The sequence below is a fragment of the Pseudomonas sp. 008 genome, assembly GCF_016861935.1.
Classification (GTDB): Bacteria; Pseudomonadota; Gammaproteobacteria; order Pseudomonadales; family Pseudomonadaceae; genus Aquipseudomonas.
This window is the reverse complement of sequence record NZ_BOMA01000020.1, coordinates 20,235-46,694: the sequence shown is the minus strand read 5'-3', so window position 1 is coordinate 46,694 and position 26,460 is coordinate 20,235. Positions and strand designations below refer to the sequence as shown.

The following is a 26,460-nucleotide window of genomic DNA, read 5'->3' as shown; positions in this document are numbered from 1 at the left end:
ACAGTTCCCGACAAAAATACTAGGACTTTGTGCGGCGCGTCGATTGGCGTAAACTGCGTCCAAGCCTGCGAGGAGTTTCCATGACCGCTATTACCATTACCGACGCCGCCCATGATTACCTGGCCGATCTGCTCTCCAAGCAGAACACCCCGGGTATCGGCATCCGCGTCTTTATCACCCAGCCTGGCACCCAGTACGCCGAAACCTGCATTGCCTACTGCAAGCCGGGCGAAGAAAAACCTGAAGATACAGCGCTGGGGCTCAAAAGCTTCACCGCCTATATCGACTCGTTCAGCGAAGCGTTTCTGGACGATGCGGTAGTCGACTACGCCACCGACCGCATGGGCGGCCAACTGACCATCAAGGCGCCAAACGCCAAAGTCCCGATGGTCAACGCCGACAGCCCGGTCAACGAGCGCATCAACTACTACCTGCAAACCGAGATCAACCCGGGGCTGGCCAGCCACGGCGGTCAGGTCAGCCTGATCGATGTGGTCGAAGACGGCATCGCCGTGCTGAAGTTCGGCGGCGGTTGCCAGGGCTGCGGCCAGGCAGACGTCACCCTGAAGGAAGGCATCGAGCGCACCTTGCTCGAGCGCATTCCCGAGCTCAAGGGTGTACGTGACGTGACTGACCACACGCAGAAAGAAAACGCCTACTACTAAGGCGTTCGCTGCAGAAACGAAAAAACGGCACCCGTGAGTGCCGTTTTTTTATGGGGGGTCGGTAACCTGTGGCTGTGGCGAGGGGGCTTGCCCCCGTTGGGTCGCGAAGCGGCCCCCTGCATTATTCGGAAACACCGAGTTGTCTGGTCTTACGATTGCTTCGCAGCCGAACGGGGCGATGCGGCGTTCCGACAAGCCCCCTCGCCACAGGGTGTGTTTGGCTTAAGGTCTGTACAAATGCGCATGCCCCGCGCGATACAGCGACGACTCACTGAAGTGATCGCTGCCCAGCACCCGACCCACCAGAATCAGCGCCGTTCGGCGAAAGCCCTTGGCTTGTACCTTCTGCGCAATGTCTTCAAGCGTTCCCACCACCCAATCCTGATCCGGCCAGGTCGCCCGGTGGATCACCGCGATCGGGCAGTCGGCGCCGTAGTGCGGTAGCAATTCGGCAAGGATCTTTTCCAGATGATTGACCCCCAGATGGATCGCCATGGTCGCCCCGTGCTGCGCCAGACTGCCCAGTTCTTCACCAGCGGGCATCGCGGTTTTGTCGGCATAGCGGGTCAGAATCACGCTCTGTGACACGTCCGGCAGGGTCAGTTCGGCACCCAAAAGGGCCGCGCAGGCGGCGGTGGCGGTGACGCCGGGAATGATTTCGAAAGGGATGTCGAGTTCACGCAAGTAGCGAATCTGCTCGCCGATCGCGCCGTACAGGCTCGGGTCGCCGGAATGCACCCGGGCCACGTCCTGGCCGTTAGCGTGGGCGGTCTTGATCAGCTCGACGATCTGTTCCAGATGCAGTTCAGCGCTGTTGACCACCTGTTCGGCCCGGTGGCCTTCCAGAACGGCGGCGGGGACCAGGGAGCCGGCATAGATGATGACCGGGCAGCTACGAATCAGCCGCTGGCCTTTGACGGTGATCAGTTCCGGGTCGCCGGGGCCGGCGCCAATGAAGTAGACGGTCATCGTCGTTTCCTGTCAGAAATAGGTGCTGGGCATGCTTCAGATGAAGAATGCTCATGATCGAGGGCAGGGATTATCGGGGATTTTACGCGGCGCTGGCCAATGCCAGGGTGGCCTGGGCGTATTTTTGTCGTGGAATCAGTAACTTTGCCGGTGCCTGGGCCAATTGTTCGGCCAGGGCCAACGCAGCGCTTTCCGCCACGCCGTAGCAACCGGTGCGTTCAAACGCGATGTCCGAGTGGTGGCTCAGTTGCGCTTGATAAGCCGCCAACTGTTCGCTGCTGAAGTACATCAATGGTAATGCCAGCTGTTCGGCCAGTTGGATCAGGCCAGGTTCTTCGCGCTTCAGGTCAATGCTGGCCAAGGCCTTGATCTCACTGAGCCCGATTTGATGGGCCTGTAACGCCTGATCGAGCAGCGCCCGCAGCGTGCTGACGGGGCAGCCGCGCTGGCAGCCCAGGCCGACCACCAGGGTCGGCGCGGAGCTGACGTCAGTCATGCGCTGTAATGGCCATCGCTTTTGCGGCGGAACAACCAGGCGCTGATCAGGCCCAGGGCCAGCCAGAACGCCACGTTGGTCAGCTGCGAAGCGATTTTGAATTGCGCTTCCAGGGCTTCCGGCGCCAGCATTGAATGGACTTCCGGTTGTGGTGCGCCAATCACATGCGGCACGGCCAGGATCGCCACGCCGAGAGTTTTCATCAGCCAGTGACGGCTGAACACGATCAACGCGATGCCGACGGCCGTGGACGCGGCAGTGCCGATCCACCAGATTTGCCGTTGCGCCAGATCAGCCGCGGCAGTGCCCGGCAGCTCAGGCGGCAGGCCGAGAGTCGGAGCCAGCACGAACGTCGCATAACCGGCCAGGCCCCAGAGCAGGCCCTGAGAGGTTTTGGTCGGTGCGCGCAGGGTGTAAAGGCCGGCGAGCATCAGGGCGAAACCGACGGCTACCACCAGGTTGCCGCCGGTAGTGGACAGCACGCGCTGCCAGCCGTCTTCCGGTTCCCAGGCTTCGGCATCGTGGGTATGAGCGACTGCGCCCGCCGCGTGCTCGTGGATTTCAACAGCGGCCGGCTCGGATTTTTCGTAGGTCTCGGCCTGCAAAATCAGCGGGGAGACCCAGAAGCTTTGCAGCAGGGTCAATAGCAGGGCAGCCAGCAGCCCGGTGAAACCTGCGGTTTGCGCAATACGCTTGATCATCTCAGCAGGTCTCAATGGCACGGAAAGGCGGAGCTGTGACGGGTATCGTGCGCGGCGTTGTGCACCGCTTCGATGTGCGAGAAACCGGCGAAATACACAAGGCTGGCGCCAAGGATCGACGCACACACGGCGGCGGTCAGGCGTTGAGTCAGGGTCGTGGTGGTGCTGGCGATGCTCTTGTCGGTGTTGCTGGCGGTGCTGCTGATGATCGTCATGGCGCTTCCCTCTGGTCTGTCAGCGGGTGAATAGAGCGCATGAAAACCTCCGCACGCCAAGGGCTCGCAGAGATTTCGAACAGCGCCCGCCCACCGCGGGTTTGTTATTCAGTGAACGTAAAAGTCACTTTGTGTTGCGGGCCGGTCTCCGGGCTCGCGAGGGGCTGGGCTTGCGCCTGAACCTGCAAGCATCACCTTCCCATGCCGTATGACCGGCACAGTGGATCTGACGCTTCACTCGCTTACCGTTGCGGGGGCAGCACCGGACTGACATGGCTTTAGAGTAAAGCACATGATTCACCGGTTTCCCGTTTCACCCTGTGAAGGGCACCCGTAACAAGGCGTGTAGGAGAGCATGGGCGAGGGCGGGGAGTCAATTGGCAGGGGTTCTCACTTGGATACCAAAATGATTGGCTCTTTGTAAGTGCGGGTGGCGTGCGCAGTGATTGACCCGCCCCCACACGATGCGTAGCCTTGCGCTTTCGAGGTTCTTCGGCGTCTGTCGAAGCTAAGAAGGGAACGCGGTCGATGCCGCGGCTGCCCCCGCAACTGTGAACGGTGATGTTCGCTGCCACGCCACTGCAAACCCTGTGCAACGGGCTCGCGGGAAGGCGCAGCGAATGCCAGGCTGACCCGCCGGGCACACCGTCAGCCAGGAGACCTGCCTCGACACAGATTCTCACTTTCAACCGGGCGGGGTGATCCGGTGGCGAACTCTTCAGGCACGCGCGCCCGCGTTGCCGGTTGTCGTCCCGTATGCCCGCCACCTTGCCAAAGGGCATCCGATGAAAACACTGGCCAAACTCCCCGTCACCATCGTTACCGGCTTCCTCGGCTCGGGCAAAACCACCTTGCTGCGGCACATGCTCGACAACGCCCAGGGCCGTCGCATCGCGGTGATCGTCAACGAGTTCGGCGAGCTGGGCATCGACGGCGAGATCCTCAAGCAGTGCTCAATCGGCTGCACCGAAGAAGAGGCCAGCGGCCGCGTCTACGAACTGGCCAACGGCTGCCTGTGCTGCACCGTCCAGGAAGAATTCTTCCCGGTGATGCGCGAACTCGTAGCGCGTCGCGGCGACCTCGACCACATCCTCATCGAAACTTCGGGCCTGGCCCTGCCAAAGCCTTTGGTTCAAGCCTTCCAGTGGCCGGAAATCCGCAGCGCCTGCACCGTTGACGCGGTGATCACCGTGGTCGACAGCCCGGCCGTCGCTGCCGGCACTTTCGCTGCATTCCCGGATCAAGTGGATGCCCAGCGCAAACTCGACCCGAACCTGGACCACGAATCGCCACTGCACGAACTGTTCGCCGACCAACTGGCCAGCGCCGACCTGGTGATCCTCAACAAGGCCGACCTGATCAGCGCCGCAGACCTGGCCCGCGTGCGCCTGGAAGTCGCCGAAGAGCTGCCGCCGGCGGTGAAAGTCATCGAAGCCAGCAGCGGTCGCCTGCCACTGGACGTGCTGATCGGCCTTGGTGCCGGTTCCGAAGAACACATCGACAGCCGCCACAGCCATCACGATCACCACCACGAAGATGAAGACGACCACGATCACGACCATGACGCGTTCGACTCCATCTCGATCGAGCTGCCACAAGCCGACGAAAGCCTGCTGATGGACGCGCTGACGCAACTGGTGGTGCAGCACGGCATTCTGCGGGTCAAGGGTTTCGCGGCGGTGCCGAACAAGCCGATGCGCCTGCTGATTCAGGGCGTGGGCACGCGTTTCGACAAGCACTTTGACCGTCAGTGGGGCGCCGAGGAAGCGCGCACCACCCGTCTGGTGTTGATCGGTCAGGCGCTGGACGCCGTTCAACTCGAAGCGCAATTGCGCGCTGCGCTCAGCGTTTAACCCATGCACCTGCTCAGGACCCAGCCCGGCGGTTTCGTGTCGGATGACAACATTGCCGACCTTGGACAAACCCCCGCCGAGCTGGTGATCCTGTGCAGCGGCGATTCCAGTCTGGCGTTGCTCGCCGAGGCGGCGCAGCAGCTGCCCGACGATTACCCGAGCCTGCGCCTGGCCAACCCGATGCAGGTGCAGAATCACGCCTCGGTCGATCTTTATGTCGACGAAGTGCTGCGCCACGCCAAGGTGATTCTGATCTCGCTGCATGGCGGTATCGCCTATTGGCGTTACGGCATCGAGCGTCTGGTGGAATTGTCCCAGCGCGGTGTGCAGTTGATTCTGGTGCCGGGCGACGATCGTCCGGACCCGGAACTCAGCGACCTGAGCACCGTAACTCCCGAAGACCGCGACCGGCTCTGGCACTTCCTGCGTCAGGGCGGCATGGCCAATGCGCTCGACTTGTTTCGCTGCCTCGCCAGTCGCTGGCTGGGTCGCGATTATCCATGGTCCGAGCCGCAAACCCTGCCACGCACCGCGATCTACCACCCGCAAAAAAGCCCCGCGCACCTTCAGGATTGGCAAGCCGACTGGCAGGCCGATCAGCCGGTGGCGGCGGTGCTGTTTTACCGCTCGCACTTGCAGGCGGCGAACACCGGGTTCATCGATATTTTCTGCCAGCGCTTGCAGGCGGCGGGGCTCAACCCGTTGCCAATTGCGCTGGCCAGTTTGAAAGAGCCCGGCTGCCTGGCGGTGGTCGAGGACTGGCTGGATGAAGTCGAGGCGGGGGTGATTCTGAACACCACCGGTTTCGCCCAGTCCAGCCCTGAAGCGCCGCACCTGCGGCCGTTTCGTCGCAACATCCCGGTGATTCAGGCAATCTGCGCCCAGGACAACGAGCCCGGTTGGCGTGCCAGCGAGCAAGGCCTCGGTCCCCGTGACTTGGCGATGCACATCGCGCTACCGGAGCTGGACGGGCGAATCATCAGTCGGCCGATCAGCTTCAAGGATCTGGCGTGGCGCAGCGAGCGCAGTCAGTCCGATGTGGTTTGCTATCGACCACAACCGGAACGGATGGATTTTGTCGCTGAACTGGCACGGCGCTGGATCGATCTGGCGCGAGTGCCCAACGGTGAAAAACGCATTGCCCTGATCCTCGCCAACTACCCGACTCGCGATGGACGCATCGGCAATGGCGTCGGTCTCGACACACCCGCCGCGGCGCTGAATATCCTGCGTGCGCTGCATCAAGAAGGTTATCCGTTGCCGGCCGAGTTGCCGGACAGCGGCACCGCGCTGATCCAGCAACTGCTCGGTGGCGTCAGCAATGTCCTGGACACTATCGATCAACGCCCGTGTCAGCAAAGCCTGGCGCTGGACGATTACTTTTTGATGTTCAACGCGCTGCCCGAAGCCAACCGCGAGGCGGTGTTGCAACGTTGGGGCTCGCCTGAAAACGATCCGATGTTCCGTGGCGGGCGAATGATGATTGCCGGGTTGCGCTTCGGCCTGACCTTCGTCGGCATTCAACCCGCGCGGGGTTATCAGGTTGACCCGAGCGCGGTCTATCACGACCCGGACCTGGTGCCGCCCCACGGTTATCTGGCGTTTTACTTCTGGTTGCGCAACACCTACGGGGCCCACGGCGTGATCCACGTCGGCAAGCACGGCAACCTCGAATGGCTGCCGGGCAAGGGCGTCGGGCTGTCGGAAAACTGCTGGCCCGACGCGCTGCTTGGACCGCTGCCGAACATCTATCCGTTTATCGTCAACGACCCGGGCGAGGGCGCCCAGGCCAAGCGTCGTACGCAAGCGGTGATCATCGATCATCTGATGCCGCCGCTGACCCGCGCCGAAACCTACGGCCCGCTGCGTAATCTCGAATTGCTCGCCGACGAATATTACGAAGCGCAGTTGCTCGATCCGCGCCGTGCCCGGGAACTGCAGCGCGATATTCTGCAACTGGTGCGCGACACGCACATTGATCGCGAACTGCAACTGGACGAGAAGCTCGACAGCGATGCCGACGCGGCGATCTGGTTGCCGCGCCTGGACACCTACCTGTGTGACTTGAAGGAATCGCAGATTCGCGATGGCCTGCACGTGTTTGGCGAGTCGCCGACCGGGCGATTGCGCATCGACACTTTATTGGCCTTGCTGCGCATTCCCCGTGGCGACGGTCGTGGCGCGCAATCGAGCGTACTGCGGGCGCTGGCCAAGGCGTTCGAATTGGGCTTCGATCCACTGGATTGCGTGTTGGCTGATCCTTGGAACGGTTCTCGGCCGGATGCCTTGCAGGCGGTCAGTGATGAGCTGTGGCGCACGGCGGGGGATACCCGTGAGCGTCTGGAACTGTTCGCTGCGCAACTAATCTCGCGGACGTTGAATGCCGAGCCTGGCCCGTGTGGGAGCGAGCCTTTGTGGCGAGGGGGCTTGCCCCCGTTGGGTCGCGAAGCGGCCCCAAAAAACGGGACTGCTGCGCAGTCCAACGGGGGCAAGCCCCCTCGCCACAAGGCCCCTCACCACCTAGACCCGCTCCCACAGGAGGCAGATTGGTCCGACGTGAGCGCGATCATCGACAGTTTGTGCGAGGTGGTTGCGCCACGCCTGGACGCCTGCGGCCCGGCGGAAATGCGCGGCCTGCTGGACGCCCTCAGCGGTCGATTCGTCCCGGCCGGGCCGAGTGGTGCGCCCAGTCGTGGACGGCTGGACGTGTTGCCCACCGGGCGCAATTTCTATTCGGTGGACGTGCGCAACCTGCCGACCACCACGGCGTGGCGCATCGGCTTTCAATCCGCGAACCTGATTCTCGAGCGGCATTTGCAGGATCACGGCGATCACTTGCGTCAGCTCGGCCTGTCGGTCTGGGGCACCGCGACCATGCGCACCGGCGGCGACGACATTGCCCAGGCCATGGCCTTGATGGGTGTGCGGCCGGTGTGGGCGACGGGCAGCCAGCGGGTCGATGACTTTGAGATTCTGCCGTTGAGCCTGCTGGACCGGCCGCGGGTGGACGTGACCTTGCGCGTCTCCGGATTCTTCCGTGATGCCTTTGCCAACCTGATCCGGCTGTTCGACGCCGCCGTGCAAGCGGTCGCCGCGCTGGATGAACCGGACGATCTCAATCCGTTGGCGGCCAAGGTTCGTGCCGAGCGCGAAGCGCTGCTGAAGTCCGGTCTGGATGAAGAGGCGGCCAGGCGACAGGCCGGCTGGCGGATCTTCGGGGCCAAACCGGGTGCTTACGGTGCCGGCGTGCAGGGCGCCATCGACGGTCGTTTGTGGCAAAGCCGCGAAGACCTGGCCGAGGTTTACCTGAACTGGGGCGGCTACGCTTACGGCGGCTCCGATGAAGGCACCGCCGCCCGCGAGCAGTTCGCCCAGCGTCTGAGCCAGGTGCAGGCCGTGCTGCAAAACCAGGACAACCGCGAGCACGACTTGCTCGATTCCAACGACTATTACCAGTTCCAGGGCGGCATGCTGGCGGCCGTCGAAAGCCTCAGCGGTGCAGCGGCGGCGAGTTATCACGGCGACCACAGTCAGCCGGACTTGCCGAAGATCCGTACATTGAAGGAAGAGCTGAACCGGGTGATCCGTTCCCGGGCGGCCAATCCGAAATGGATCGACGGGATCAAGCGTCATGGCTATAAAGGCGCGTTCGAACTGGCGGCGACGGTCGATAACCTGTTTGCGTTCGACGCCACCACGCAGCTGATCGACGATCACCAGTATGCGTTGCTGGCGGACGCCTATTTGCTTGATCCGGCGACCCGGGAGTTTGTTCGCGAACACAATCCCCACGCCTTGCGCGACATGACCGAGCGCCTGCTCGAAGCGCAGCAACGGGGGATGTGGCAGGAACCGGGTGAATACCGCGAGGCGCTGGAGAATTTGTTGCTGGATATAGAAGAAGACAGTTAGCCGGTGAGCAAAGGAAATTTGTGGCGAAGGGGGCTGTGGCGAGGGGGCTTGCCCCCGTTGGGTCGCGAAGCGGCCCCCGCTTTTACCTCTGTTTACACCGAGTTGTCCGGTTTTACGACTGCTTCGCAGCCGAACGGGGCGATGCGGCGTTCCGACAAGCCCCCTCGCCACAATGTAATCTCTGACCACAAGCGAGACCCGACATGACCGACACCCCCCATTTCCCGCTCTCCGCCGTGGTCGGCGCCGATGACTTGAAGCTCGCCCTGTACCTGACCACCATCGACCCGAAAATTGGTGGCGTGCTGATCGAAGGCCCGCGCGGCATGGCCAAGTCGACCCTGGCCCGAGGCCTGGCGGACCTGCTGGCCAGTGGTCAATTCGTCACCTTGCCCCTGGGCGCCACTGAAGAACGGCTGGTCGGCACCCTCGATCTCGACGCGGCCTTGAGCGAAGGGCGCGCACAGTTTTCTCCGGGTGTATTGGCCAAGGCCGACGGCGGCGTGCTCTACGTCGATGAGGTGAACTTGCTGCCCGATCACCTCGTGGACCTGCTGCTCGACGTGGCCGCCAGCGGCACCAACCTGATCGAGCGCGACGGGATTTCCCATCGGCATTCGGCGAAGTTTGTGCTGATCGGCACCATGAACCCGGAAGAGGGCGAACTGCGTCCGCAACTGCTCGACCGCTTTGGTCTGAACGTCGCCCTCAGCGGCCATACCGCACCCACCGAGCGCGGCCAGATCATCCGTCGTCGACTGGATTTCGACAGCGATCCGCAAGGCTTCTGCGCCGAGTGGGAAAGTCAGCAACACGCCCTGCGCGAACGTTGCCAGAAGGCGCGTGCGGCCCTGGTGAGTATCCCGCTCGACGATGCCGCACTGGCGCAGATCACCGAGCGCTGCTTTGCTGCCGGCGTCGACGGTTTGCGGGCCGATCTGGTCTGGTTGCGTGCGGCGCGGGCACATGCGGCCTGGCGCGGTGCGAACGCCATTGCCGAAGAAGATATCGACGCGGTCGCCGAATTTGCCTTGCGTCATCGTCGTCGGGAGCATTCGACCTCTGCGCCGCAACATTCCCAAGCGCCACAGCAATCCCCTGCGCAAACCCCCAACCCGAACGAAGGTCAGGGCCAGTGGGGCGAAATGCCCGCCCAGGCGCTGCCGGTCGGTGCTCGACGTGAAGTGCCGAGCTGGCCAAAAAAGCCCTAGGCATTCGCCCTCGATCAGACGCGGGGGCGAATGCCAGACCCCGCGCAGGCCGGCTGGATCACGGTAAACAGGGCAAGCGTCACGCCGCCCGTAGCGGATCGGTCAATTGGCCCGGCACCTTGCTCAACGGCCGACCGCGTCAACGCGATGACCTACTGTTCCATCTGCGGACCCGCACCCCGCATGAACTGTGGCTGGTGATCGTCGATGCCTCGGCCTCGACCCGGCGCCATCAGGCGTTGAGCGATGCCAAGGGCTTGCTGGCGCAACTGTTCGACGATGCCTATCGACAGCGCGCACGTCTGGCTTTGCTGACCGCCAGCGGTCACTTGCCGAAGTGGCAGGTGCAGGGGTTGAAAGCCTCTGCGGGCTTACGCGATTGGCTCGAGGGATTGGGCGCCGGCGGCGGGACGCCGATGCTGGCGGCGCTGGGCGAGGCGGGGCACTGGCTGGTGGCACGGCAAAAGCGTTTTCCGGCCGAACAGCAGCGGCTGTTGCTAGTGACGGATGGACGGTTGAAGGAATGGTCGACATTGCCGGAGCTGGATTGTCCGGGGTTGCTGATCGACATCGAGCGCGGGCCGATTCGGCTCGGGCGGGCAAAGGTGTTGGCAGCGCAGTTACAGGTTGATTATCGACATATCGATGAGCTGATTTTAGGTTGAGTTTTGTGCTGACAGTGCTGGCCCCATCGCATCGCTGCCCTATGCTCTGTAAGCAAACCCATCACAGGAGTGACCCATGCGCGTTCTAGCCCGCAACGATCAGGACGATTTCCGCGTCAAAGCCTACGCTGGCACCAACGGTGTGCTGCTGGCCATCGACCTGGCCGAACCCCGCCGCAAAGGCCTGTTGGGGTTTGCCATCGAAAAACAGCAAGGTGACAAACCCTGGTTGTTTCTGTTCAACAGCCTGACCTTCCCCGGCAAGGATCATACGTTCCCTCAGTTTCACGCCACCCCCAGCGATGCCGCGCCTTTGCAGAAATTTCGCTGGGCCGATTACGCGGTCAATCCGGGTGTGACGATCCATTATCGGGTTCACCTGGCTTATGGCACTGCCGATGCGCCACAGTTGGGTGAAAGCCTGGAAGTGACGGTCACCACGGACAATGGCCTGCCCAAGGGGCAGAACGTGATATTCAACCGGGCAGTGGCTGCCAGTCAGGCGTTCCAGCGCAAATTCGCCGACCTCGATGCGCTGCTCAGCGTCAACAAGACACTGCCTATCGAAGAATGGCCCGATGCGCCGCGGCAATGGCTGGAAAATGGTCTGCTCGCACGCCTGCTCGGGTTTATCGAACGTGCCGTGGATGGCCAGTGGGCGCTGGACATCGCGATCTATGAATACCAGTTGCAGGCGATCGTCGATGCGGTGAACGCCGCCTTCGAGCGTGGCGTAAAGGTTCGGGTCCTGTACCACGCCCAACCTGGCGAAGACACCACGGCGCTGAACGAAGCCAGCCTGGAAAAAATCCCGGCGGCGAACAAACGCGGGCGAGTCACCCACAATATCTTTCACGACAAGTTCATGGTCCTGAGCCGGCTCGATGCGGCGGGGCAGCATCAGCCCGAAGCGGTACTCTGCGGCAGTACCAACTTCACTGCCAACGGCGTCTACCGTCAGGCCAACGTCGTGCATGTGCTGGACGACGCTCGGATCGGCGCCACTTACCTGCAAACCTTCGAGCAGGTCTGGGCCACACCGACGGACGTCGGCGCCACGCGGGACTGGCTCACGGAACATAATCCGATGCAGCCTGACCAGCTGCTGTTCGCCGGTTTTTCACCGCGCTCGGGCGAGGGCGACTTGAGTGAGTTCATCAAGATCATCAACGCCGCCAAAAAAGACCTGCTGTTTGTCACCGCATTTACCTTGCCGGACAAAATACTCAACGCGCTGCTCGGCCAACCCCACGACGACATCTTGCGTTACGGCCTGCAAAATACGGTCAGCAGCATCACCGGTTTCCACGCCGACCGCACCGCCGAATTCGCTGCCACCGCGCTGCTCAACACCGGCCTGGAAGGCTGGCTCAAGGAAAACATGAAAGGCCAGAAGGGCAACCTGCTGGTGCACACCAAAGCCATCGTCGTCGACTTCACCAGCGATTCACCAACCATCATCAGCGGCAGCCACAACCTCAGTGACGCAGCCAGCAATGGCAACGACGAGAACTATCTGATCATCCGTGGCAACACCGACCTGGCCGATCGCTACGGGTTGGAACTGCTGCGCTTCTACGAACATTACCGGTTCCGCTACTTCGCAAAGAAACTGCAACTCAAGCAGGTCCGGCCGTTGGCTGCGGATGACAGCTGGACCGATGACTATTACCGCGAGGGCGACCTGCGGATGTTATCGCGGCTACGTTTTTCCGGACGATAAACACGCTGGTGATTCCCTCTGGGAGATTCTTTGTGGCGAGGGGGCTTGCCCCCGTTGGGGTGCGAAGCGCCCCTAAAACCAGTCGCTACGATCTTGAATCCGAAGACGGTGACTGGGTTTACGATCGCTTCGCAATCGAACGGGGGCAAGCCCCCTCGCCACAATGGCTCCCACAGGTTTCTTCGGTTATTTGCCCATTGCCTGGCGGTACTGGCGGGTACGCCGGGCGATGTACAACCGATCGAGGATCAATGCCCATACCGCCGAAACCTGCGGCCTGGGTGTGCGTCCGCGACTCAATCGATGGAGCTGAAACTTCACCACGGCCATGTTCGCCAGCGACGCCAGGGCTTTGCGTTTCCAGCGAATCGGTGGCAGCCGTGGGTGGCTGTTCTGGCCTTCGCGCCAGCGTTTGACCAGCTGCGGTTCAATAGCCAGTGCCGTGCCGATACCGGCCATGGCGATGCCGCTGTTGAGCACCTGTTCGACGATTGCCAGCCGACGAATTCCCCCAGTCACCATCACTGGCATGTGCGCCACACCGGCCAGTTCGCTGGCCATTTCCAGAAAGTACGCTTCTCGCGCCAGGGTCCGACCGTCGCGAGCCTCGCCTTGCATGGCCGGTGCTTCGTAGCTGCCGCCTGAGAGCTCGAGCAAATCAATCTGTTGCTCGTTGAGCCACTGGATCACTTGCCGGGCGTCATCGGCGTCGAAACCGCCGCGCTGGAAGTCCGCGGAATTGAGCTTCACCGCTACGCAAAACTGCGGCGACACCGACTTGCGAACAGCGCCGAGCACTTCCAGCAGCAAACGCGCACGGTTTTCCAGAGAACCACCCCAGCGGTCGGTGCGGCGATTGGTCAACGGCGATAGAAACTGGCTGAGCAGATACCCGTGCGCGGCATGAATCTGCACCCCGGTGAAACCGGCCTTTTCCGCCAGGGCGGCACTGGTGGCGAAGCGTTGAATGACTTCTGCAATGTCGTTCTCGCCCATGGGCTTGGGCTCGGCAAACATCTTCGAAAACCCGCCCAGGTCCAGCGCTACCGCCGAGGGGGCCAAGGCCTGCTGGCCGAGGTTGGCCATGGTCTGGCGCCCGGGATGATTGAGTTGCATCCAGAACTGCGCACCACTGGCCCGGCCGATGGTTGCCCACTGACGAAAGCGGTCCAGGTGTCGCTCGTCTTCCAGCACCACGCCACCGGGGCCGGTCATGGCACGGCGGTCGATCATCACATTGCCGGTCAGCAACAGCCCGGCCTCACCGTCAGCCCAGGCTTGATACAACCGAAACAACTCGCCGGAAGGTGCCTGCCCGGTATCGGCGAGGTTCTCTTCCATCGCGGCTTTGGCGATGCGGTTGCCGATGGTCTGGCCGTTGGGCAAATTCAACGCTTGGAAGGGCGACATACTTGACTCCTCATCAGTGATGAGCGGAGGCTAGGCTTAAAGTTAACTTTAATGTCAAGCGTGCAAATGAGGCCGTGATGAAGATTGGTGAATTGGCGCAACTGAGCGGGTTGAACGCTTCGCGCATTCGGTTTTACGAGGCCCAGGGGTTGATTCGTCAGGTCGAACGTCAGACCAACGGCTATCGGCGTTATCCGCCGCAAGTACTGCAAACCCTGAAAATCATCCAGTGCGCCCAACAGGCCGGTTTCAGCCTGGAAGAGCTGAAGTTGCTGTTGCCGGATGCCGCGACGGGTGAGTTCAAGCACGACGAACTGGTGGCGGGTCTTGAGCGCAAGGTCGAGCAGATCGAGGAGATGCAACTGCACCTGGCCCAGAGCAAGGCGCGGTTACTGGAGGTGATCGAGAGCATCCAGGCGCGGCCCGAGGGCATGGGGTGCGGTGCGAATGCCGAGCGGGTGCTGGCATCGCTCAATGTAGGAGCGAGGCTTGCCCGCGAAGAACGATGACGCGGTGTACCTGAAAAAAAGCGGTGCATTCCTTCGCGGGCAAGCCTCGCTCCTACAGGGGGGCTGTGTCTTACCGGCTCAACATTTCCCGTGCCCTTGGCGCAGTGCATAAAGTGCTGAGGGTTTTCTGTAACCACGGCAAGTCGCGACGAGGTTTGCGGGCAACTCTTTTGGGCTTGAGCTTGCCGATGTGCTTTTTGAAATGTTCTTCCAGGGTTTCCGGGGTCCCTATGCCCTTGAGCTTCGTCAGCAGCTTCCCCTCCTTGTAAAAGAGCACAGTGGGTGTGCCTTTGACTTCCGGATGCCGAGGGGACTTGCTCGTATCCAGCACATAGATGCACGCGTGATTTTTGTACTTCCCGGCAACTTCACGGAAAACCGGCTCGGCCATTTCGCAGGCGGGACAGTGTTGGTTGCCGAAATACAGAATCACCGGGCGCCAGGTGTTGAGCGCTTTGCGGTAGGCCGGATCCAGTGGGTGGGGGGATATCGAGCTCATTGAAATCTCTTTTTCGAAGACTATCGAAGGCCTGAATAAGCCCCCCCAGCTTTTATCTTCAACGTTGCTCAAGCCTTACGTCATCGAAATACGATCCAAAAGTGCCGAACGAACCGTCGTTTGCTTGCAGCTTGATAGTCACTTCGGTGGTATCAGAAGGTACTGTGAAATTTACGGATTTTGCAGTCCAGGGGGTGCCACCTCCGATACTGAGGCTGTGCACTTGCCATGAGGGATATAGCAAAACTTGTGCTGTGCAAGCAGAACCCTGCTCCGTTTTCATTTTTACGGAAAACCGAAACTCGCCCCCGTTGGTGAGCGTAACCTTCTGAGTGATCCGACCTGGTAACTGCAAGGCACAATAACCGTCTTCATAGCGGGCTTTCTCCGGCGTATCAGAAGTCCAGTCCTTGCCCTCCTGTGTGAAATCACCATTACGCACCAAATTAGCTTTTGTGGATTGTTCAGACATGTGGAAACTCCTGTAAGTGTTTGTCAAAAGTCCGCAGGCCAGTGTTGCATGATGGAAGGCTTGAACGGCTTGCACAGATTGAGCGCCCGCAACCCGCGATCCACAACTGTCAGATCTGACAGGTATGGGCTCTAATCCGATGGGTGGTAAATCGTGCGGGCGATCCCTGAGCATGGGCGCGCCTGTCGAATTGCTTCTTTTTGGACTCTCGCGCACTCGAATGTTGCCTTGCTACCCAACCCTGTAGCCCTTGGTAGCGCTCATTGACCCGTTGTTGCTGCGCAAGTCTGCATTGGGAAATTTCCCATCTCTCTGAATTTATTACCGTTTAGTAAGCAACAGGATTTTCCAACAATCCTGTGGCACACTTTCTGCTGTCTATTCCGTTGTTACATACCAAGTTCCGGTATAGCGGAATAAACACAGCCCTGGAGTGCTTGCCATGCATCGCCGACCTTCCTTGTTTAAAGCGTGTGTTTTCCTGTTCGCGGCTTCGGCTGCTGTCATGGGTGTCGCCCAGGCAGACAGCAAACTCGACAGCGTATTGGCCCGTGGGAAATTGATCGTGGGCACGGGCAGTACCAATGCCCCGTGGCACTTCCAGGGAGCGGACGGCAAGTTGCAGGGATTTGATATCGATATCGCGCGGATGGTGGCCAAAGGGTTGTTCAACGACCCGAGCAAGGTCGAATTCGTGGTGCAGTCGTCCGATGCGCGGATTCCGAACCTGCTGACCGACAAGGTCGATATGAGTTGCCAGTTCATCACCGTGACCGCCAGCCGGGCCCAACAGGTCGCGTTCACGCTGCCGTACTACCGCGAAGGTGTTGGCCTGTTGCTGCCGGCCAACAGCAAGTACAAGGAAATCGAAGACCTCAGGGCTGCCGCCGACGGCGTGACCGTGGCGGTGCTGCAGAACGTGTACGCAGAAGAACTGGTGCATCAGGCGCTGCCCAAGGCCAAGGTCGATCAGTACGACAGCGTGGATCTGATGTATCAGGCAGTGAACTCCGGCCGGGCCGACGCGGCGGCCACCGATCAGTCGTCGGTGAAATACCTGATGGTGCAGAACCCTGGCCGTTATCGCAGCCCGACCTACGCCTGGAGCCCGCAAACCTACGCCTGTGCGGTCAAACGCGGCGATCAGGACTGGCTGAACTTCGTCAACACCGTCCTGCATGAAGGCATGACCGGCGTTGAATTCCCGACTTACGCGGCGTCGTTCAAGCAGTGGTTCGGTGTAGACCTGCCTACACCTGCAATCGGTTTCCCAGTCGAATTCAAATGATCCCGTGAGAGCGGGGCGGTGATAAATCGCTCCGCTCAAGGTACTGCTGACCATGAACTATCAGTTGAATTTTGCCGCCGTGTGGCGCGACTTCGACACCTTGCTGGCGGGGCTCGGCCTGGGCCTTGAGCTGGCGCTGGTGTCGATCGCCATCGGCTGCGTGATCGGCTTGCTGATGGCGTTTGCTTTGCTATCGAAGCATCGCGCATTGCGAGGGCTGGCGTCGGTGTATGTGACGGTGATCCGTAATACGCCGATTCTGGTGTTGATTCTGTTGATCTACTTCGCGTTGCCGAGCCTGGGGATTCGTCTGGACAAGATCCCCTCGTTCATCATCACCCTGTCGCTGTATGCCGGGGCGTACCTGACCGAAGTGTTTCGTGGGGGGCTGTTGAGCATTCCCAAGGGGCTGCGTGAAGCCGGGTTGGCGATCGGCTTGGGCGAGTGGCAGGTCAAGGCGTACATCACTGTGCCGGTGATGCTGCGCAATGTGCTGCCGGCGCTGTCGAACAACTTCATTTCGCTGTTCAAGGACACCTCGCTGGCGGCGGCGATTGCCGTGCCGGAGCTGACCTATTACGCGCGCAAGATCAATGTCGAGAGCTACCGGGTGATTGAAACCTGGCTGGTGACCACAGCGCTCTATGTTGCGGCCTGTTACCTCATTGCCATGATGCTGCGTTACCTCGAACAGCGTCTGGCGATTCGCCGATAGGAGGCCCCATGTACGAATCCCCCAGTTGGTTGCATGAGTTATGGGTGGCCCGGGATGTCCTGTGGCAGGGCTTCCTGACCAGTGTGCAGTGCTCGGGCCTGGCGATTTTGCTGGGCACGCTGGTCGGCATCGTCGCCGGCCTGGTACTCACTTACGGCACGTTCTGGATGCGCGCGCCGTTCCGGTTCTACGTCGACATCATTCGCGGCACGCCGGTGTTTGTATTGGTACTGGCCTGCTTCTACATGGCGCCGGCACTGGGCTGGCAAATCAGCGCCTTCGGGGCAGGCACTTTGGGCCTGACGCTGTTTTGCGGTTCCCATGTCGCCGAGATCGTGCGCGGTGCGTTGCAAGCGCTGCCCAGCGGTCAGATGGAAGCGAGCAAGGCCATCGGCCTGACGTTTTACCAGGCGCTGGGTTATGTGTTGCTGCCCCAGGCATTGCGGCAGATTTTGCCGACGTGGGTCAACTCGTCCACCGAGATCGTCAAGGCGTCGACCTTGTTGTCGGTGATCGGCGTCGCCGAGCTGCTGCTCAGCACTCAACAGATCATCGCCCGGACCTTCATGACCCTCGAGTTCTACCTGTTCGCCGGATTGCTGTTTTTCGTCATCAACTACGCCATCGAATTACTCGGCCGGCACATTGAAAAGCGGGTGGCCTTGCCATGACACAAGCACAAGTTTCGACCCAGAACCAGGCGCTGCTGGACATCCGCGGCCTGCACAAACAATACGGCCAGCTCGAAGTGCTCAAGGGCGTCGACCTGACCATGCAGCGCGGCAATGTGGTCACGCTGATCGGCTCCAGCGGCTCGGGCAAGACCACGCTGCTGCGCTGCGTGAATATGCTCGAAGAGTTCCAGGGCGGGCAGATTCTGCTCGACGGTGAATCCATTGGCTATGACGAGGTGAACGGCAAGCGCGTGCGCCACCCGGAAAAAGTCATCGCCCGCCATCGCGCCATGACCGGCATGGCTTTCCAGCAATTCAATCTGTTCCCGCACCTCACCGCGTTGCAGAACGTCACCCTCGGGTTGCTCAAGGTGAAAAAACTGCACAAGGATGAAGCCGTGGCGCTGGCGGAGAAATGGCTGGAGCGGGTCGGCCTGCTGGAGCGCCGCGATCATTACCCCGGTCAGTTGTCCGGCGGCCAGCAACAGCGCGTGGCGATTGCCCGGGCGATTGCGATGAACCCGAGTTTGATGCTGTTCGATGAAGTCACCTCGGCCCTCGATCCGGAACTGGTGGGCGAAGTGCTGAACGTGATCAAGGGCCTGGCCGAGGACGGCATGACCATGTTGCTGGTGACCCACGAAATGCGTTTTGCCTTCGAGGTCTCGGACAAGATCGTGTTCATGAATCAGGGGCGGATCGAAGAGCAGGGGCCGCCCAAGGAATTGTTCGAACGCCCGCAGTCACCGCGATTGGCGGAATTTCTCAAGAGCACCCGCTTTTAAGCCTTCACTTTTTAATCAGGAGAAACACCCATGAGCATTACTCGTTACGGCACCGGCAGCACCGCCGGTGGCGGCCAACCCCGTCCTTTTGCCCGTGCCGTCGAAGCCGATGGCTGGCTGCACGTGTCCGGCCAAGTGCCGGCGGTGGACGGTGAAATCATCGTGGGCGGGATTGTCGAGCAGACTCACCAGACCATGAAAAACCTGATAGCGATTCTGGAAGAGGCCGGTTACGGGCTCGAAGATGTGGTGCGCACGGGCGTGTGGCTGGAAGACCCGCGGGACTTCTGGAGTTTCAACAAGGTGTTTTCCGAGTACTTCAAAAGCGAACACGCCCCGGCCCGGGCCTGCGTGCAGGCGAACATGATGGTCGATTGCAAGGTCGAGATTGATTGCATCGCCTACAAGAAGAAGGCCTGAATCGCGGTGGATTCTTCGCGGGCAAGCCTCGCTCCTACAAACAGCGAAATCCTGTAGAAGCGAGGCTTGCCCGCGAAGGCGGCCTTCTGGGTAAACTCCCGGCACTCTGAATGGGAACCTGAAGATATGACCGAAGACACCATCAAGCGTCGGGCTCGCGGTCTGGACCGGGCGTTCGACATCCTCGATTTCCTCAAGGAAATCGGCCAGCCCCTGCGCCCGAACGAAATCGCCAGCGGCATTGGCAGCCCGAAATCCACGGTCTACGAACTGGTTGCGTCCTTATTGGAGCGGCGCATCCTCGAACCCGTGGGCAAGGAAGGTCACGTTTACCTCGGTCGTCAGCTGTACTTCCTCGGGCAGGCGCATTTGCGTCATTTCGACCTGTCCCGCGAGGCCGATCACGCCTTGCAGGAAATCGTCAGCCAGACCCGCGAAACCGCGCAGATGTGCCTGCTCAACGGACGCAAATACACCGTGGCATTGATGAAAGAGGGTGAGCGGCATTTCCGCATTTCCTCGGACATCGGCGAAAACGCGCCGATCCCCTGGACCGCTTCCGGGCGCCTGCTGCTGGCGCACCTGAGCGATCAGCAGATCGTCGATTTGATCGACCCCGACGATTTCATCCTGCCCGACGGCGAACGCCTGCCGCTGGAGCAATTTCTCCGGGAGATCCGCCAGGCCGCCATCGACGGATTCTTTTCCTTCGACAGCGTCGCCGACACCTTTACCCATTGCTTCGCCGCCCCGGTCAAAGACCCGAACGGCGTGGCCATCGCGACCCTGTGCATCGTCGCCCCACGGGCCGATGCGAAGAACAATTACAACGACTATCGCCGGGTGCTGATCGACAGCGCCAACAGCCTCGCCCGGCGTATAAACGAATAACAGCGGCTGCCTGCGGCCGTGTGTGAGGAGATCGACCATGTCTACTGCCATCAATACCGCCGCCATGGAAAAGGGCTATGCGCAAACCGGCGCCAACCTGGTGCGGGACGTCAGCCTGCCGGCCCTGGTGCTGCACCGCGACGCGCTGGAACACAACATTCGCTGGATGCAGGACTTCGTCAGCCACAGCGGCGCGGAACTGGCACCTCACGGTAAAACCAGCATGACCCCGGCGCTGTTTCGTCGCCAACTGGACGCCGGTGCCTGGGGCATCACCCTGGCCAGTGCCACGCAAACCCGTGCGGCCTACGCCCATGGCGTGCGCCGGGTGCTGATGGCCAATCAACTGGTCGGCAAGCCGAACATGGCGCTGATCGCCGACCTGCTGGCAGACCCGACTTTCGATTTTTATTGCATGGTCGATCACCCGGATAACGTCGCCGACCTCGGCGCGTTTTTCGCCTCGCGCGGCGTGCGCCTGAACGTGATGATCGAGTACGGCGTGGTCGGCGGTCGTTGCGGTTGCCGCACCGAAGCCGAAGTGCTGGCACTGGCCAAGGCTATCAACGCTCAACCGGCGTTGGCGCTGACCGGTATCGAGGGCTACGAAGGGGTGATTCACGGTGATCATGCGGTGAGCGGCATCCGCGAGTTCGCAGCCTCCTTGGTGCGATTGGCGGTGCAGTTGCAGGACAGCGGCGCGTTCGCGATTGCCAAACCGATCATCACCGCGTCGGGCTCGGCCTGGTACGACCTGATCGCCGAGTCGTTCGAAGCGCAGAATGCCGGCGGGCGTTTCCTCAGCGTGCTGCGCCCTGGCAGTTACGTGGCCCACGACCATGGCATCTACAAAGAAGCGCAATGCTGCGTGCTCGACCGTCGCAGCGACCTGCACGAAGGTTTGCGCCCGGCGCTGGAAGTCTGGGCGCATGTGCAGTCGTTGCCCGAACCGGGTTTTGCGGTGATCGCCCTGGGCAAGCGCGACGTGGCCTACGACGCCGGTTTGCCGGTGCCGTTGCTGCGTTACAAGGCCGGCGTGGTGCCGGCGACCGGCGATGATGTGAGTGCCTGCAAGGTGACGGCGGTGATGGACCAGCACGCGTTCATGACCGTGGCGCCGGGGGTTGAGTTGCGGGTGGGCGATATCATTTCGTTCGGGACTTCGCACCCGTGTTTGACGTTCGACAAGTGGCGTATCGGGTGTCTGGTGGATGAGCAGCTGAATGTTATCGAGACCATGGAAACCTGTTTCTAAGAGCCCCCACAACATGAACAACATCAGCCCTCTGGGCCCCAACATCCCGCGCATCGCCCTGATCGGCGAGTGCATGATCGAACTGCAGCAGCGCGCCGACGGCTCTCTGCAACAGAGCTTCGGCGGCGATACCCTGAACACCGCGGTCTATCTGGCCCGTGAACTGGGCGATGGCGGCACGGTGGATTACGTCACTGCCCTGGGTGACGACAGTTTCAGCGATGCGATGTGCCAGAGTTGGGCCAGCGAACATATCGGGCTAGATATGGTTCAGCGGTTGCCCGGTCGCTTGCCCGGTCTGTATTGCATCCAGACCGATGCGGCCGGCGAGCGGCGTTTTCTCTACTGGCGCAATGAAGCGGCCGTGCGCGATTGCTTTACCACCCCGGCGGCCGCGCCGATCCTGGCAGCACTGCCGGATTACGACGTGCTGTATTTCAGCGGCATCACCCTGGCGGTGCTCGGTGAGCAGGGCCGGGAGAAGCTTCTGGAGACCCTGATCGAAGCCCGGCAGCGGGATGCGCGGATCGTGTTCGACAACAATTATCGACCACGCCTGTGGGCTTCGGTCGAGGACGCACGAGCGGCTTATCGTAAAGTGTTGCCCTATGTCGACCTGGCGTTGCTGACGGTTGATGACGAGCAGGCGCTGTTCCACTTTTTCGATTGCGCGGCGGTGTTTGCCGCTTATGAGCAGATGGGCACGCCCGAAGTGGTGCTCAAACGCGGTGCCGAGGCGTGTCTGATTCGCTGTGACGGCGAGTCGTTCGAAGTGCCGGCGCAGGTGGTTGAACGGGTGGTGGACACCACGGCGGCGGGGGATTCGTTCAGCGCGGCCTATCTGGCTTGCCGCCTCAAGGGCGGGAGCCCGGTCGAGGCTGCTGAAGCGGGGCATCGGTTGGCGAGTCGGGTGATTCAAGTGCCGGGGGCACTGATCCCCAAAGATTGAAATGCAATGCCTGTGGTGGCTGTGGTTTTTGTGGCGAGGGAGCCTCACCCTGTATATCGAGCCAACCGATCAGTCCCGGTAAAACACCTGCACCAGGTGATACCCGAACTTGCTCTTGATCGGCCCATGCACCACCCGCAGCGGTTTTTTGAAGATCACCGCATCGATCGCCCCGACCATCTGCCCGGGCCGTACTTCGCCAAGATCGCCGCCGCGTTTGCCGGACGGGCAGGTGGAGTATTTCTTGGCCAGCACATCGAAGGCTTCGCCCTTGGCGATGCGTTGTTTGAGCTGCTCGGCTTCTTCCGAGGTTTTCACCAGAATATGGCGGGCTTGGGCTTTCATGGGCAGTACCTTGCAACGGTGGTGGCTATGTTGGTGCCAGCGTGGGGCGCGCGATTATGCCTTAACTTAGCCGGCTTGGCCGATCATCGTGCGAATCTTGTTGGCCAACAGGTCCATGGAAAAGGGTTTGGCCACCATGTCCATGCCTTCCTCCAGGAAGCCCTGGCGTTCGGCGGCTTTCTCGGCATAGCCGGTAATGAACAGCACTTTGAGTTCCGGGCGGTGCTGACGAGCGATTTCCGCCAGTTGCCGACCGTTCATGCCCGGCAGCCCGACATCGGTTACCAGCAGATCGACCCGCAGGTCGGACTCCAGCAAGGGCAGGGCGCTCTGCGCATCTTCGGCTTCATGGGCGTGATAACCCAACTCTTTGAGCAGGTCGAGCACCAGCATGCGCACCGCCGGATCGTCTTCCACCAACACCACGGTTTCACCGGCAACCGCTGGCGGTGCTTCACCTGCGACGGGCAGCTGAGCGTGTTCCGGCAGGGCGACGTGCAACCGTGGCAAATACAGGCGAACGCTGGTGCCCTGGCCCGGCCGGCTGTGCAGGCTGACGTGCCCGCCCGATTGCTGGGCGAAACCATAGATCATCGACAACCCAAGGCCGGTGCCCTGGCCGATGGGTTTGGTGGTGAAGAACGGATCGAAGGCCTTGGCCAGTACCGATGGGGTCATGCCGGCACCGTTGTCGCTGACGGCAATCATCAGGTAATCCCCGGCCCTGACCGGCTCCAGCGGGGTGACGTCGCTGCCGTCGAGGTGAACATTGGCGGTTTCGATCAACAGCTCGCCGCCATCGGGCATCGCATCCCGGGCATTGATCACGAGGTTGAGCAAGGCGTTTTCCAGTTGGCTGACATCGGTACTGACCGGCCAGACCTCATCGGCCAGCTTCAGTTTGAGCTCGATGTGATCGCCCTTGGTCCGGCTGAGCAAGTCTTCCAGGGAATGCACCAGCTGGTTGGCGTCCAGTGGCCTGCGATCCAGTGACTGACGCCTTGAGAATGCCAGCAACCGATGGGTCAGGGCGGCGGCGCGATGGGCCGAGGACACCGCCGCGTCGGTGAAGCGACCGATCTCGGCCGCGCGCCCATCGGCGATGTAGCGCTGCATCAAATCGAGGCTGCCGATGATCCCGGTGAGCATGTTGTTGAAGTCATGGGCGATGCCGCCGGTGAGCTGGCCGACCGCTTCCATTTTCTGCGCATGCCGCAAGGCGTCTTCGGCACGCTCACGCTCGAACATCTCGTTCTGCAGTCGCTGGTTGGCTTCGGCCAGTTGTTGGGTGCGAGCGCTCACGCGTTCTTCCAGGGTTTCGTTGAGGTTGCGCAGCGCCTCTTCGGTCTGTTTGCGCTCGGTCTCGTCGATCACGAAGATGTAGAAACCATTCACCGCGCCGTCTGCGCCGTGGCGTGGCAGGTAGTTCATCAGGGCCTGGCGGGTGCTGCCGTCGCGGTGGTCGGCGCTGATGCTGAAACAACAGGTCTTGCCTTTCAGCGCCTCGGCGATGTGTTCGGCGCGCAGGGCATAGGCTTCATCACCCAGCACTTCGCGAATGGTGCGGCCGTAAAGCTCCTGGGGCGTCAGGCCATACCATTCAAGGTAGGCGGCATTGTTCAGGCGAAAGCGCTCTTCGCGGTCCACGTAACTGATCAGGATCGGCATGGCGTTGATGATCAGTTGCAGCTCGGTCTGGCTTTGGCGCAGGGCCTGTTCGATGTTTTTGCGTTCGGTCAGGTCCAGCGCGGCGCCGAGGAAACGGATCGGCCGGCCATGGTGATCCTTGTAGCAACGACCCCGGGCAAACACCCAGCGCAATTGGCCGTCGGCTTGCAGCAAGCGATATTCCTCGGCGTACTCGCTGCCATGGGTAATGCAGTGCTTGATGCTGCGGGCAATCATGGCGCGGTCTTCCGGGTGCACGCCGTGGAGGTATTCGCTGATCGGCAACTGGCTGGCCATGGCTGGATCTATGCCATGCAATTGCGCGAAGTGCGCATCGGCGATAAAGCGGTCTTCGCCAATGTCCCAGTCCCAGGTGCCGACGGCATCGGTGGCGGCCAGTGCCAGTTGCAGGCGCTGCTCGGTGTCTTGCTGGGCCTTGAGGCTGGCGGCGGAGCGTTGTTCCAGTTCGAGGGCGATGCGGCGGCGTTCGTTGGTTTCGATGGCCGTGACCAGAATCCCGGCAACCTCGGCGCTTTCGTTGCGAATGGGGCTGTAGGTCAAATCCAGCCAGAAGTCAGAATCCCGACCGTCGCGTTGCAAGGTGAAGCGCTGTTCGCTGTAGGTCCGCACCTGACCCTGTAGGACGGCGCTGTAAATCGGGTCGGTAAAGTCTTTGAGTTCCGGCCAGATCTGGTGCGCCGGTTGTCCGAAGGCGTGAGGGTGTTTGCTGCCGGCGAGGAAGGCGAAGCCGTCGTTGTAGATCTGGGTGAGCTGCGGGCCCCACAGCAGCAGCATCGGCATTGGCGAGTGGATCACGATGTCCACCGCGGTGCGCAGGCTCTGCGGCCAGTTTTCGGCGGCGCCCAGCGGGTTGTTTGTCCAGTCCAGTCGGGCAATCAAGGCCTGGGCATCGCTGGCGGTTGGTGGTGCGTTCATCTACATGTCCTGCGCGTGAGTCAGTGTGGCGGCGTCTACTATCCTTGCTGGGCGGTAGACGCTGGATGACCCGCATGGGGTCATTTTTTTATTGAATGCTTCGCGGGTGCTTTTTGCCATGGAAATCGATGCACTGCTGCAGATTCTGGCCAGCCGCCATGGCTCCGATCTTTACCTGTCCACGGGCGCGCCACCCAGCGCGAAATTTGACGGTGTGCTCAAAGCCCTGACCGGTCAACCGTTCAAGCCGGGAGAAGTGGCGGCCATTGCCGCGTCCATCATGGACGCCGAACAGCGCCTGGAGTTCGATCGGGACCTGGAAATGAACCTGGCACTTTCCCTGCCCGGGGTCGGGCGTTTCCGGCTCAATATCTTCAAGCAGCGCAATGATGTTTCCATCGTGGCGCGCAACATCAAACTCGACATTCCACGCTTCGAAGACCTCAACTTGCCAGCGGTGCTGCTTGAAACCGTGATGCTCAAACAAGGGCTGATGCTGTTCGTCGGTTCGACCGGCTCGGGCAAGTCGACCTCGCTGGCAGCGCTGATCGATTACCGCAACCGCCACAGCAGTGGCCATATCATCACTATCGAAGACCCGGTCGAGTTTATCCATCGGCACAAGAAGTCGATCGTCAATCAGCGCGAGGTCGGCGTCGATACCCGCAGTTTCCACGCCGCGCTGAAAAACACGTTGCGCCAGGCGCCGGACGTGGTGTTGATCGGCGAAATCCGTGACCGCGAGACTATGGAGCACGCGCTGGCGTTTGCCGATACCGGTCATCTGGTAATTTCCACGTTGCATGCGCACAACGCCAATCAGGCGCTGGATCGGGTGATCAATTTCTTTCCCGAAGAGCGCCGGGGGCGGTTGCTCAACGACCTGGGCAACAACCTCAAGGCGTTTGTTTCCCAACGCCTGGTGCGTACCCGCGATGGGCAGCGTCGGGCGGCGGTGGAGGTGATGCTGGGAACGCCGACCATCGGCGACCTGATCCGGCGCAACGAGTTTGGTGAACTCAAGGGGATCATGGAGAAGTCTTCAGAGGCAGGGATGCAGACGTTTGACGGGGCGCTGTTCGCGTTGTTTGCCGAGGGCGCGATCGATGAGGCAGAGGCGTTGAAAAATGCTGATTCGGTGAACAATCTGCGCTTGCGCCTGAAAATGCACGCCGAGGCCGCGCCCACCCCCCATGCACCGCCGGGTGAATGGGGTTTGGTGGACTAGCGCCGG

The 26,460-nt window shown here is 61.3% G+C and carries 25 protein-coding genes and 2 riboswitches; of the genes, 16 read left to right on the top strand and 9 right to left on the bottom strand.

Going from position 1 to position 26,460, the window contains the following annotated elements:
- The first annotated feature begins 80 nt into the window (after positions 1–80).
- The gene (gene nfuA, locus JUI81_RS29675; RefSeq protein ID WP_007946504.1) at positions 81–665 is read left to right on the top strand and encodes a Fe-S biogenesis protein NfuA; all 585 of its coding nucleotides are present in this window, start codon (positions 81–83) and stop codon (positions 663–665) included.
- A 222-nt stretch (positions 666–887) separates the two neighbouring features.
- Here the strand turns inward: nfuA and cobM are convergent, their stop codons facing one another.
- The 4 genes from cobM to JUI81_RS29655 form a co-directional block, all read right to left on the bottom strand.
- A complete protein-coding gene (cobM, locus tag JUI81_RS29670) occupies positions 888–1,634 on the bottom strand; it encodes a precorrin-4 C(11)-methyltransferase (RefSeq protein ID WP_007941756.1) in 747 nt (248 codons plus the stop codon).
- 82 nt (positions 1,635–1,716) lie between these two features.
- Positions 1,717–2,130: a cobalamin biosynthesis protein gene (locus JUI81_RS29665; protein ID WP_019578481.1), complete on the bottom strand. Its 414-nt coding sequence runs from the start codon at positions 2,128–2,130 to the stop codon at positions 1,717–1,719.
- Positions 2,127–2,831 (bottom strand): CbtA family protein, encoded by a 705-nt coding sequence (locus JUI81_RS29660; RefSeq protein WP_019578482.1) that lies wholly within the window; start codon positions 2,829–2,831, stop codon positions 2,127–2,129. Before JUI81_RS29660 ends, JUI81_RS29665 begins: the two co-directional genes overlap by 4 nt.
- Positions 2,832–2,842: 11 nt before the next feature.
- Positions 2,843–3,046 carry a CbtB domain-containing protein gene (locus JUI81_RS29655; RefSeq protein ID WP_018927647.1) on the bottom strand — a complete coding sequence of 68 codons (204 nt, stop codon included), beginning with the start codon at positions 3,044–3,046 and terminating at the stop codon, positions 2,843–2,845.
- Positions 3,047–3,167: 121 nt separating this feature from the next.
- Positions 3,168–3,396: riboswitch (cobalamin riboswitch) on the bottom strand.
- Positions 3,397–3,514: 118 nt separating this feature from the next.
- Positions 3,515–3,730, top strand: a riboswitch (cobalamin riboswitch).
- A gap of 101 nt (positions 3,731–3,831) precedes the next feature.
- Between JUI81_RS29655 and cobW the strand changes: the two genes are divergently transcribed.
- From cobW to JUI81_RS29630, 5 genes are all read left to right on the top strand, one after another.
- Complete coding sequence (gene cobW / locus JUI81_RS29650; protein WP_028940951.1) at positions 3,832–4,899, top strand: cobalamin biosynthesis protein CobW; 1,068 nt, start codon at positions 3,832–3,834, stop codon at positions 4,897–4,899.
- 3 nt (positions 4,900–4,902) lie between these two features.
- Complete coding sequence (gene cobN, locus JUI81_RS29645; protein WP_204125555.1) at positions 4,903–8,811, top strand: cobaltochelatase subunit CobN; 3,909 nt, start codon at positions 4,903–4,905, stop codon at positions 8,809–8,811.
- A gap of 203 nt (positions 8,812–9,014) precedes the next feature.
- Entirely contained in the window at positions 9,015–10,022 is a 1,008-nt protein-coding gene (locus JUI81_RS29640) for an ATP-binding protein (protein WP_204125554.1), read from the top strand.
- A gap of 119 nt (positions 10,023–10,141) precedes the next feature.
- Positions 10,142–10,687, top strand: coding sequence for a VWA domain-containing protein (locus JUI81_RS29635; protein WP_204125553.1), 546 nt, complete (start codon positions 10,142–10,144; stop codon positions 10,685–10,687).
- Positions 10,688–10,763: 76 nt separating this feature from the next.
- Complete coding sequence (locus tag JUI81_RS29630; protein ID WP_204125552.1) at positions 10,764–12,410, top strand: phospholipase D-like domain-containing protein; 1,647 nt, start codon at positions 10,764–10,766, stop codon at positions 12,408–12,410.
- A 186-nt stretch (positions 12,411–12,596) separates the two neighbouring features.
- Here the strand turns inward: JUI81_RS29630 and JUI81_RS29625 are convergent, their stop codons facing one another.
- Positions 12,597–13,820 (bottom strand): NADH:flavin oxidoreductase/NADH oxidase family protein, encoded by a 1,224-nt coding sequence (locus JUI81_RS29625; RefSeq protein ID WP_204125551.1) that lies wholly within the window; start codon positions 13,818–13,820, stop codon positions 12,597–12,599.
- Between the two features lie 77 nt (positions 13,821–13,897).
- Here JUI81_RS29625 and JUI81_RS29620 point away from each other — a divergent pair, with 77 nt between their 5' ends.
- Positions 13,898–14,329: a MerR family transcriptional regulator gene (locus JUI81_RS29620; protein WP_050438319.1), complete on the top strand. Its 432-nt coding sequence runs from the start codon at positions 13,898–13,900 to the stop codon at positions 14,327–14,329.
- A 70-nt stretch (positions 14,330–14,399) separates the two neighbouring features.
- Here JUI81_RS29620 and JUI81_RS29615 read toward each other — a convergent pair whose 3' ends face one another.
- Positions 14,400–14,828: a co-chaperone YbbN gene (locus JUI81_RS29615; RefSeq protein WP_204125565.1), complete on the bottom strand. Its 429-nt coding sequence runs from the start codon at positions 14,826–14,828 to the stop codon at positions 14,400–14,402.
- Between the two features lie 58 nt (positions 14,829–14,886).
- Positions 14,887–15,300 (bottom strand): hypothetical protein, encoded by a 414-nt coding sequence (locus tag JUI81_RS29610; protein WP_204125550.1) that lies wholly within the window; start codon positions 15,298–15,300, stop codon positions 14,887–14,889.
- Between the two features lie 442 nt (positions 15,301–15,742).
- Here JUI81_RS29610 and JUI81_RS29605 point away from each other — a divergent pair, with 442 nt between their 5' ends.
- The 8 genes from JUI81_RS29605 (at position 15,743) to JUI81_RS29570 (ending at position 22,277) form a co-directional block, all read left to right on the top strand.
- Positions 15,743–16,588, top strand: coding sequence for a transporter substrate-binding domain-containing protein (locus JUI81_RS29605; protein WP_204125549.1), 846 nt, complete (start codon positions 15,743–15,745; stop codon positions 16,586–16,588).
- Positions 16,589–16,640: 52 nt separating this feature from the next.
- Positions 16,641–17,303 (top strand): amino acid ABC transporter permease, encoded by a 663-nt coding sequence (locus tag JUI81_RS29600; protein WP_018927655.1) that lies wholly within the window; start codon positions 16,641–16,643, stop codon positions 17,301–17,303.
- 8 nt (positions 17,304–17,311) lie between these two features.
- The gene (locus JUI81_RS29595) at positions 17,312–17,974 is read left to right on the top strand and encodes an amino acid ABC transporter permease (RefSeq protein ID WP_018927656.1); all 663 of its coding nucleotides are present in this window, start codon (positions 17,312–17,314) and stop codon (positions 17,972–17,974) included.
- Positions 17,971–18,762 carry an amino acid ABC transporter ATP-binding protein gene (locus JUI81_RS29590; RefSeq protein ID WP_019578494.1) on the top strand — a complete coding sequence of 264 codons (792 nt, stop codon included), beginning with the start codon at positions 17,971–17,973 and terminating at the stop codon, positions 18,760–18,762. The genes JUI81_RS29595 and JUI81_RS29590 overlap by 4 nt, the downstream gene beginning before the upstream one ends.
- A gap of 30 nt (positions 18,763–18,792) precedes the next feature.
- Positions 18,793–19,182: a RidA family protein gene (locus JUI81_RS29585; RefSeq protein WP_018927658.1), complete on the top strand. Its 390-nt coding sequence runs from the start codon at positions 18,793–18,795 to the stop codon at positions 19,180–19,182.
- Between the two features lie 126 nt (positions 19,183–19,308).
- The gene (locus tag JUI81_RS29580; RefSeq protein ID WP_018927659.1) at positions 19,309–20,073 is read left to right on the top strand and encodes an IclR family transcriptional regulator; all 765 of its coding nucleotides are present in this window, start codon (positions 19,309–19,311) and stop codon (positions 20,071–20,073) included.
- A 37-nt stretch (positions 20,074–20,110) separates the two neighbouring features.
- Positions 20,111–21,328, top strand: coding sequence for an amino acid deaminase (locus JUI81_RS29575; RefSeq protein ID WP_028940942.1), 1,218 nt, complete (start codon positions 20,111–20,113; stop codon positions 21,326–21,328).
- Between the two features lie 13 nt (positions 21,329–21,341).
- On the top strand, positions 21,342–22,277 hold the full coding sequence (locus JUI81_RS29570; RefSeq protein WP_204125548.1) for a sugar kinase: 936 nt from the start codon (positions 21,342–21,344) through the stop codon (positions 22,275–22,277).
- A 69-nt stretch (positions 22,278–22,346) separates the two neighbouring features.
- Here the strand turns inward: JUI81_RS29570 and JUI81_RS29565 are convergent, their stop codons facing one another.
- Positions 22,347–22,622: a peptidylprolyl isomerase gene (locus JUI81_RS29565; RefSeq protein ID WP_007933743.1), complete on the bottom strand. Its 276-nt coding sequence runs from the start codon at positions 22,620–22,622 to the stop codon at positions 22,347–22,349.
- 66 nt (positions 22,623–22,688) lie between these two features.
- Complete coding sequence (locus JUI81_RS29560) at positions 22,689–25,226, bottom strand: PAS domain-containing protein (RefSeq protein ID WP_204125547.1); 2,538 nt, start codon at positions 25,224–25,226, stop codon at positions 22,689–22,691.
- A gap of 118 nt (positions 25,227–25,344) precedes the next feature.
- Between JUI81_RS29560 and JUI81_RS29555 the strand changes: the two genes are divergently transcribed.
- The gene (locus JUI81_RS29555; RefSeq protein ID WP_204125546.1) at positions 25,345–26,454 is read left to right on the top strand and encodes a PilT/PilU family type 4a pilus ATPase; all 1,110 of its coding nucleotides are present in this window, start codon (positions 25,345–25,347) and stop codon (positions 26,452–26,454) included.
- Positions 26,455–26,460 lie beyond the last annotated feature (6 nt).

Coding starts and splice junctions, on each gene's coding strand:
- JUI81_RS29665 (WP_019578481.1), bottom strand. CDS start 2,130: ATGACTGACGTCAGCTCCGCGCCGACCCTGGTGGTCGGCCTGGGCTGC.
- JUI81_RS29655 (WP_018927647.1), bottom strand. CDS start 3,046: ATGACGATCATCAGCAGCACCGCCAGCAACACCGACAAGAGCATCGCC.
- JUI81_RS29600 (WP_018927655.1), top strand. CDS start 16,641: ATGAACTATCAGTTGAATTTTGCCGCCGTGTGGCGCGACTTCGACACC.
- JUI81_RS29625 (WP_204125551.1), bottom strand. CDS start 13,820: ATGTCGCCCTTCCAAGCGTTGAATTTGCCCAACGGCCAGACCATCGGC.
- JUI81_RS29615 (WP_204125565.1), bottom strand. CDS start 14,828: ATGAGCTCGATATCCCCCCACCCACTGGATCCGGCCTACCGCAAAGCG.
- JUI81_RS29595 (WP_018927656.1), top strand. CDS start 17,312: ATGTACGAATCCCCCAGTTGGTTGCATGAGTTATGGGTGGCCCGGGAT.
- JUI81_RS29630 (WP_204125552.1), top strand. CDS start 10,764: ATGCGCGTTCTAGCCCGCAACGATCAGGACGATTTCCGCGTCAAAGCC.
- nfuA (WP_007946504.1), top strand. CDS start 81: ATGACCGCTATTACCATTACCGACGCCGCCCATGATTACCTGGCCGAT.
- JUI81_RS29575 (WP_028940942.1), top strand. CDS start 20,111: ATGTCTACTGCCATCAATACCGCCGCCATGGAAAAGGGCTATGCGCAA.
- JUI81_RS29570 (WP_204125548.1), top strand. CDS start 21,342: ATGAACAACATCAGCCCTCTGGGCCCCAACATCCCGCGCATCGCCCTG.
- JUI81_RS29610 (WP_204125550.1), bottom strand. CDS start 15,300: ATGTCTGAACAATCCACAAAAGCTAATTTGGTGCGTAATGGTGATTTC.
- cobM (WP_007941756.1), bottom strand. CDS start 1,634: ATGACCGTCTACTTCATTGGCGCCGGCCCCGGCGACCCGGAACTGATC.
- JUI81_RS29560 (WP_204125547.1), bottom strand. CDS start 25,226: ATGAACGCACCACCAACCGCCAGCGATGCCCAGGCCTTGATTGCCCGA.
- JUI81_RS29605 (WP_204125549.1), top strand. CDS start 15,743: ATGCATCGCCGACCTTCCTTGTTTAAAGCGTGTGTTTTCCTGTTCGCG.
- JUI81_RS29620 (WP_050438319.1), top strand. CDS start 13,898: ATGAAGATTGGTGAATTGGCGCAACTGAGCGGGTTGAACGCTTCGCGC.
- JUI81_RS29565 (WP_007933743.1), bottom strand. CDS start 22,622: ATGAAAGCCCAAGCCCGCCATATTCTGGTGAAAACCTCGGAAGAAGCC.
- cobN (WP_204125555.1), top strand. CDS start 4,903: ATGCACCTGCTCAGGACCCAGCCCGGCGGTTTCGTGTCGGATGACAAC.
- JUI81_RS29660 (WP_019578482.1), bottom strand. CDS start 2,831: ATGATCAAGCGTATTGCGCAAACCGCAGGTTTCACCGGGCTGCTGGCT.
- JUI81_RS29585 (WP_018927658.1), top strand. CDS start 18,793: ATGAGCATTACTCGTTACGGCACCGGCAGCACCGCCGGTGGCGGCCAA.
- JUI81_RS29555 (WP_204125546.1), top strand. CDS start 25,345: ATGGAAATCGATGCACTGCTGCAGATTCTGGCCAGCCGCCATGGCTCC.
- cobW (WP_028940951.1), top strand. CDS start 3,832: ATGAAAACACTGGCCAAACTCCCCGTCACCATCGTTACCGGCTTCCTC.
- JUI81_RS29590 (WP_019578494.1), top strand. CDS start 17,971: ATGACACAAGCACAAGTTTCGACCCAGAACCAGGCGCTGCTGGACATC.
- JUI81_RS29640 (WP_204125554.1), top strand. CDS start 9,015: ATGACCGACACCCCCCATTTCCCGCTCTCCGCCGTGGTCGGCGCCGAT.
- JUI81_RS29580 (WP_018927659.1), top strand. CDS start 19,309: ATGACCGAAGACACCATCAAGCGTCGGGCTCGCGGTCTGGACCGGGCG.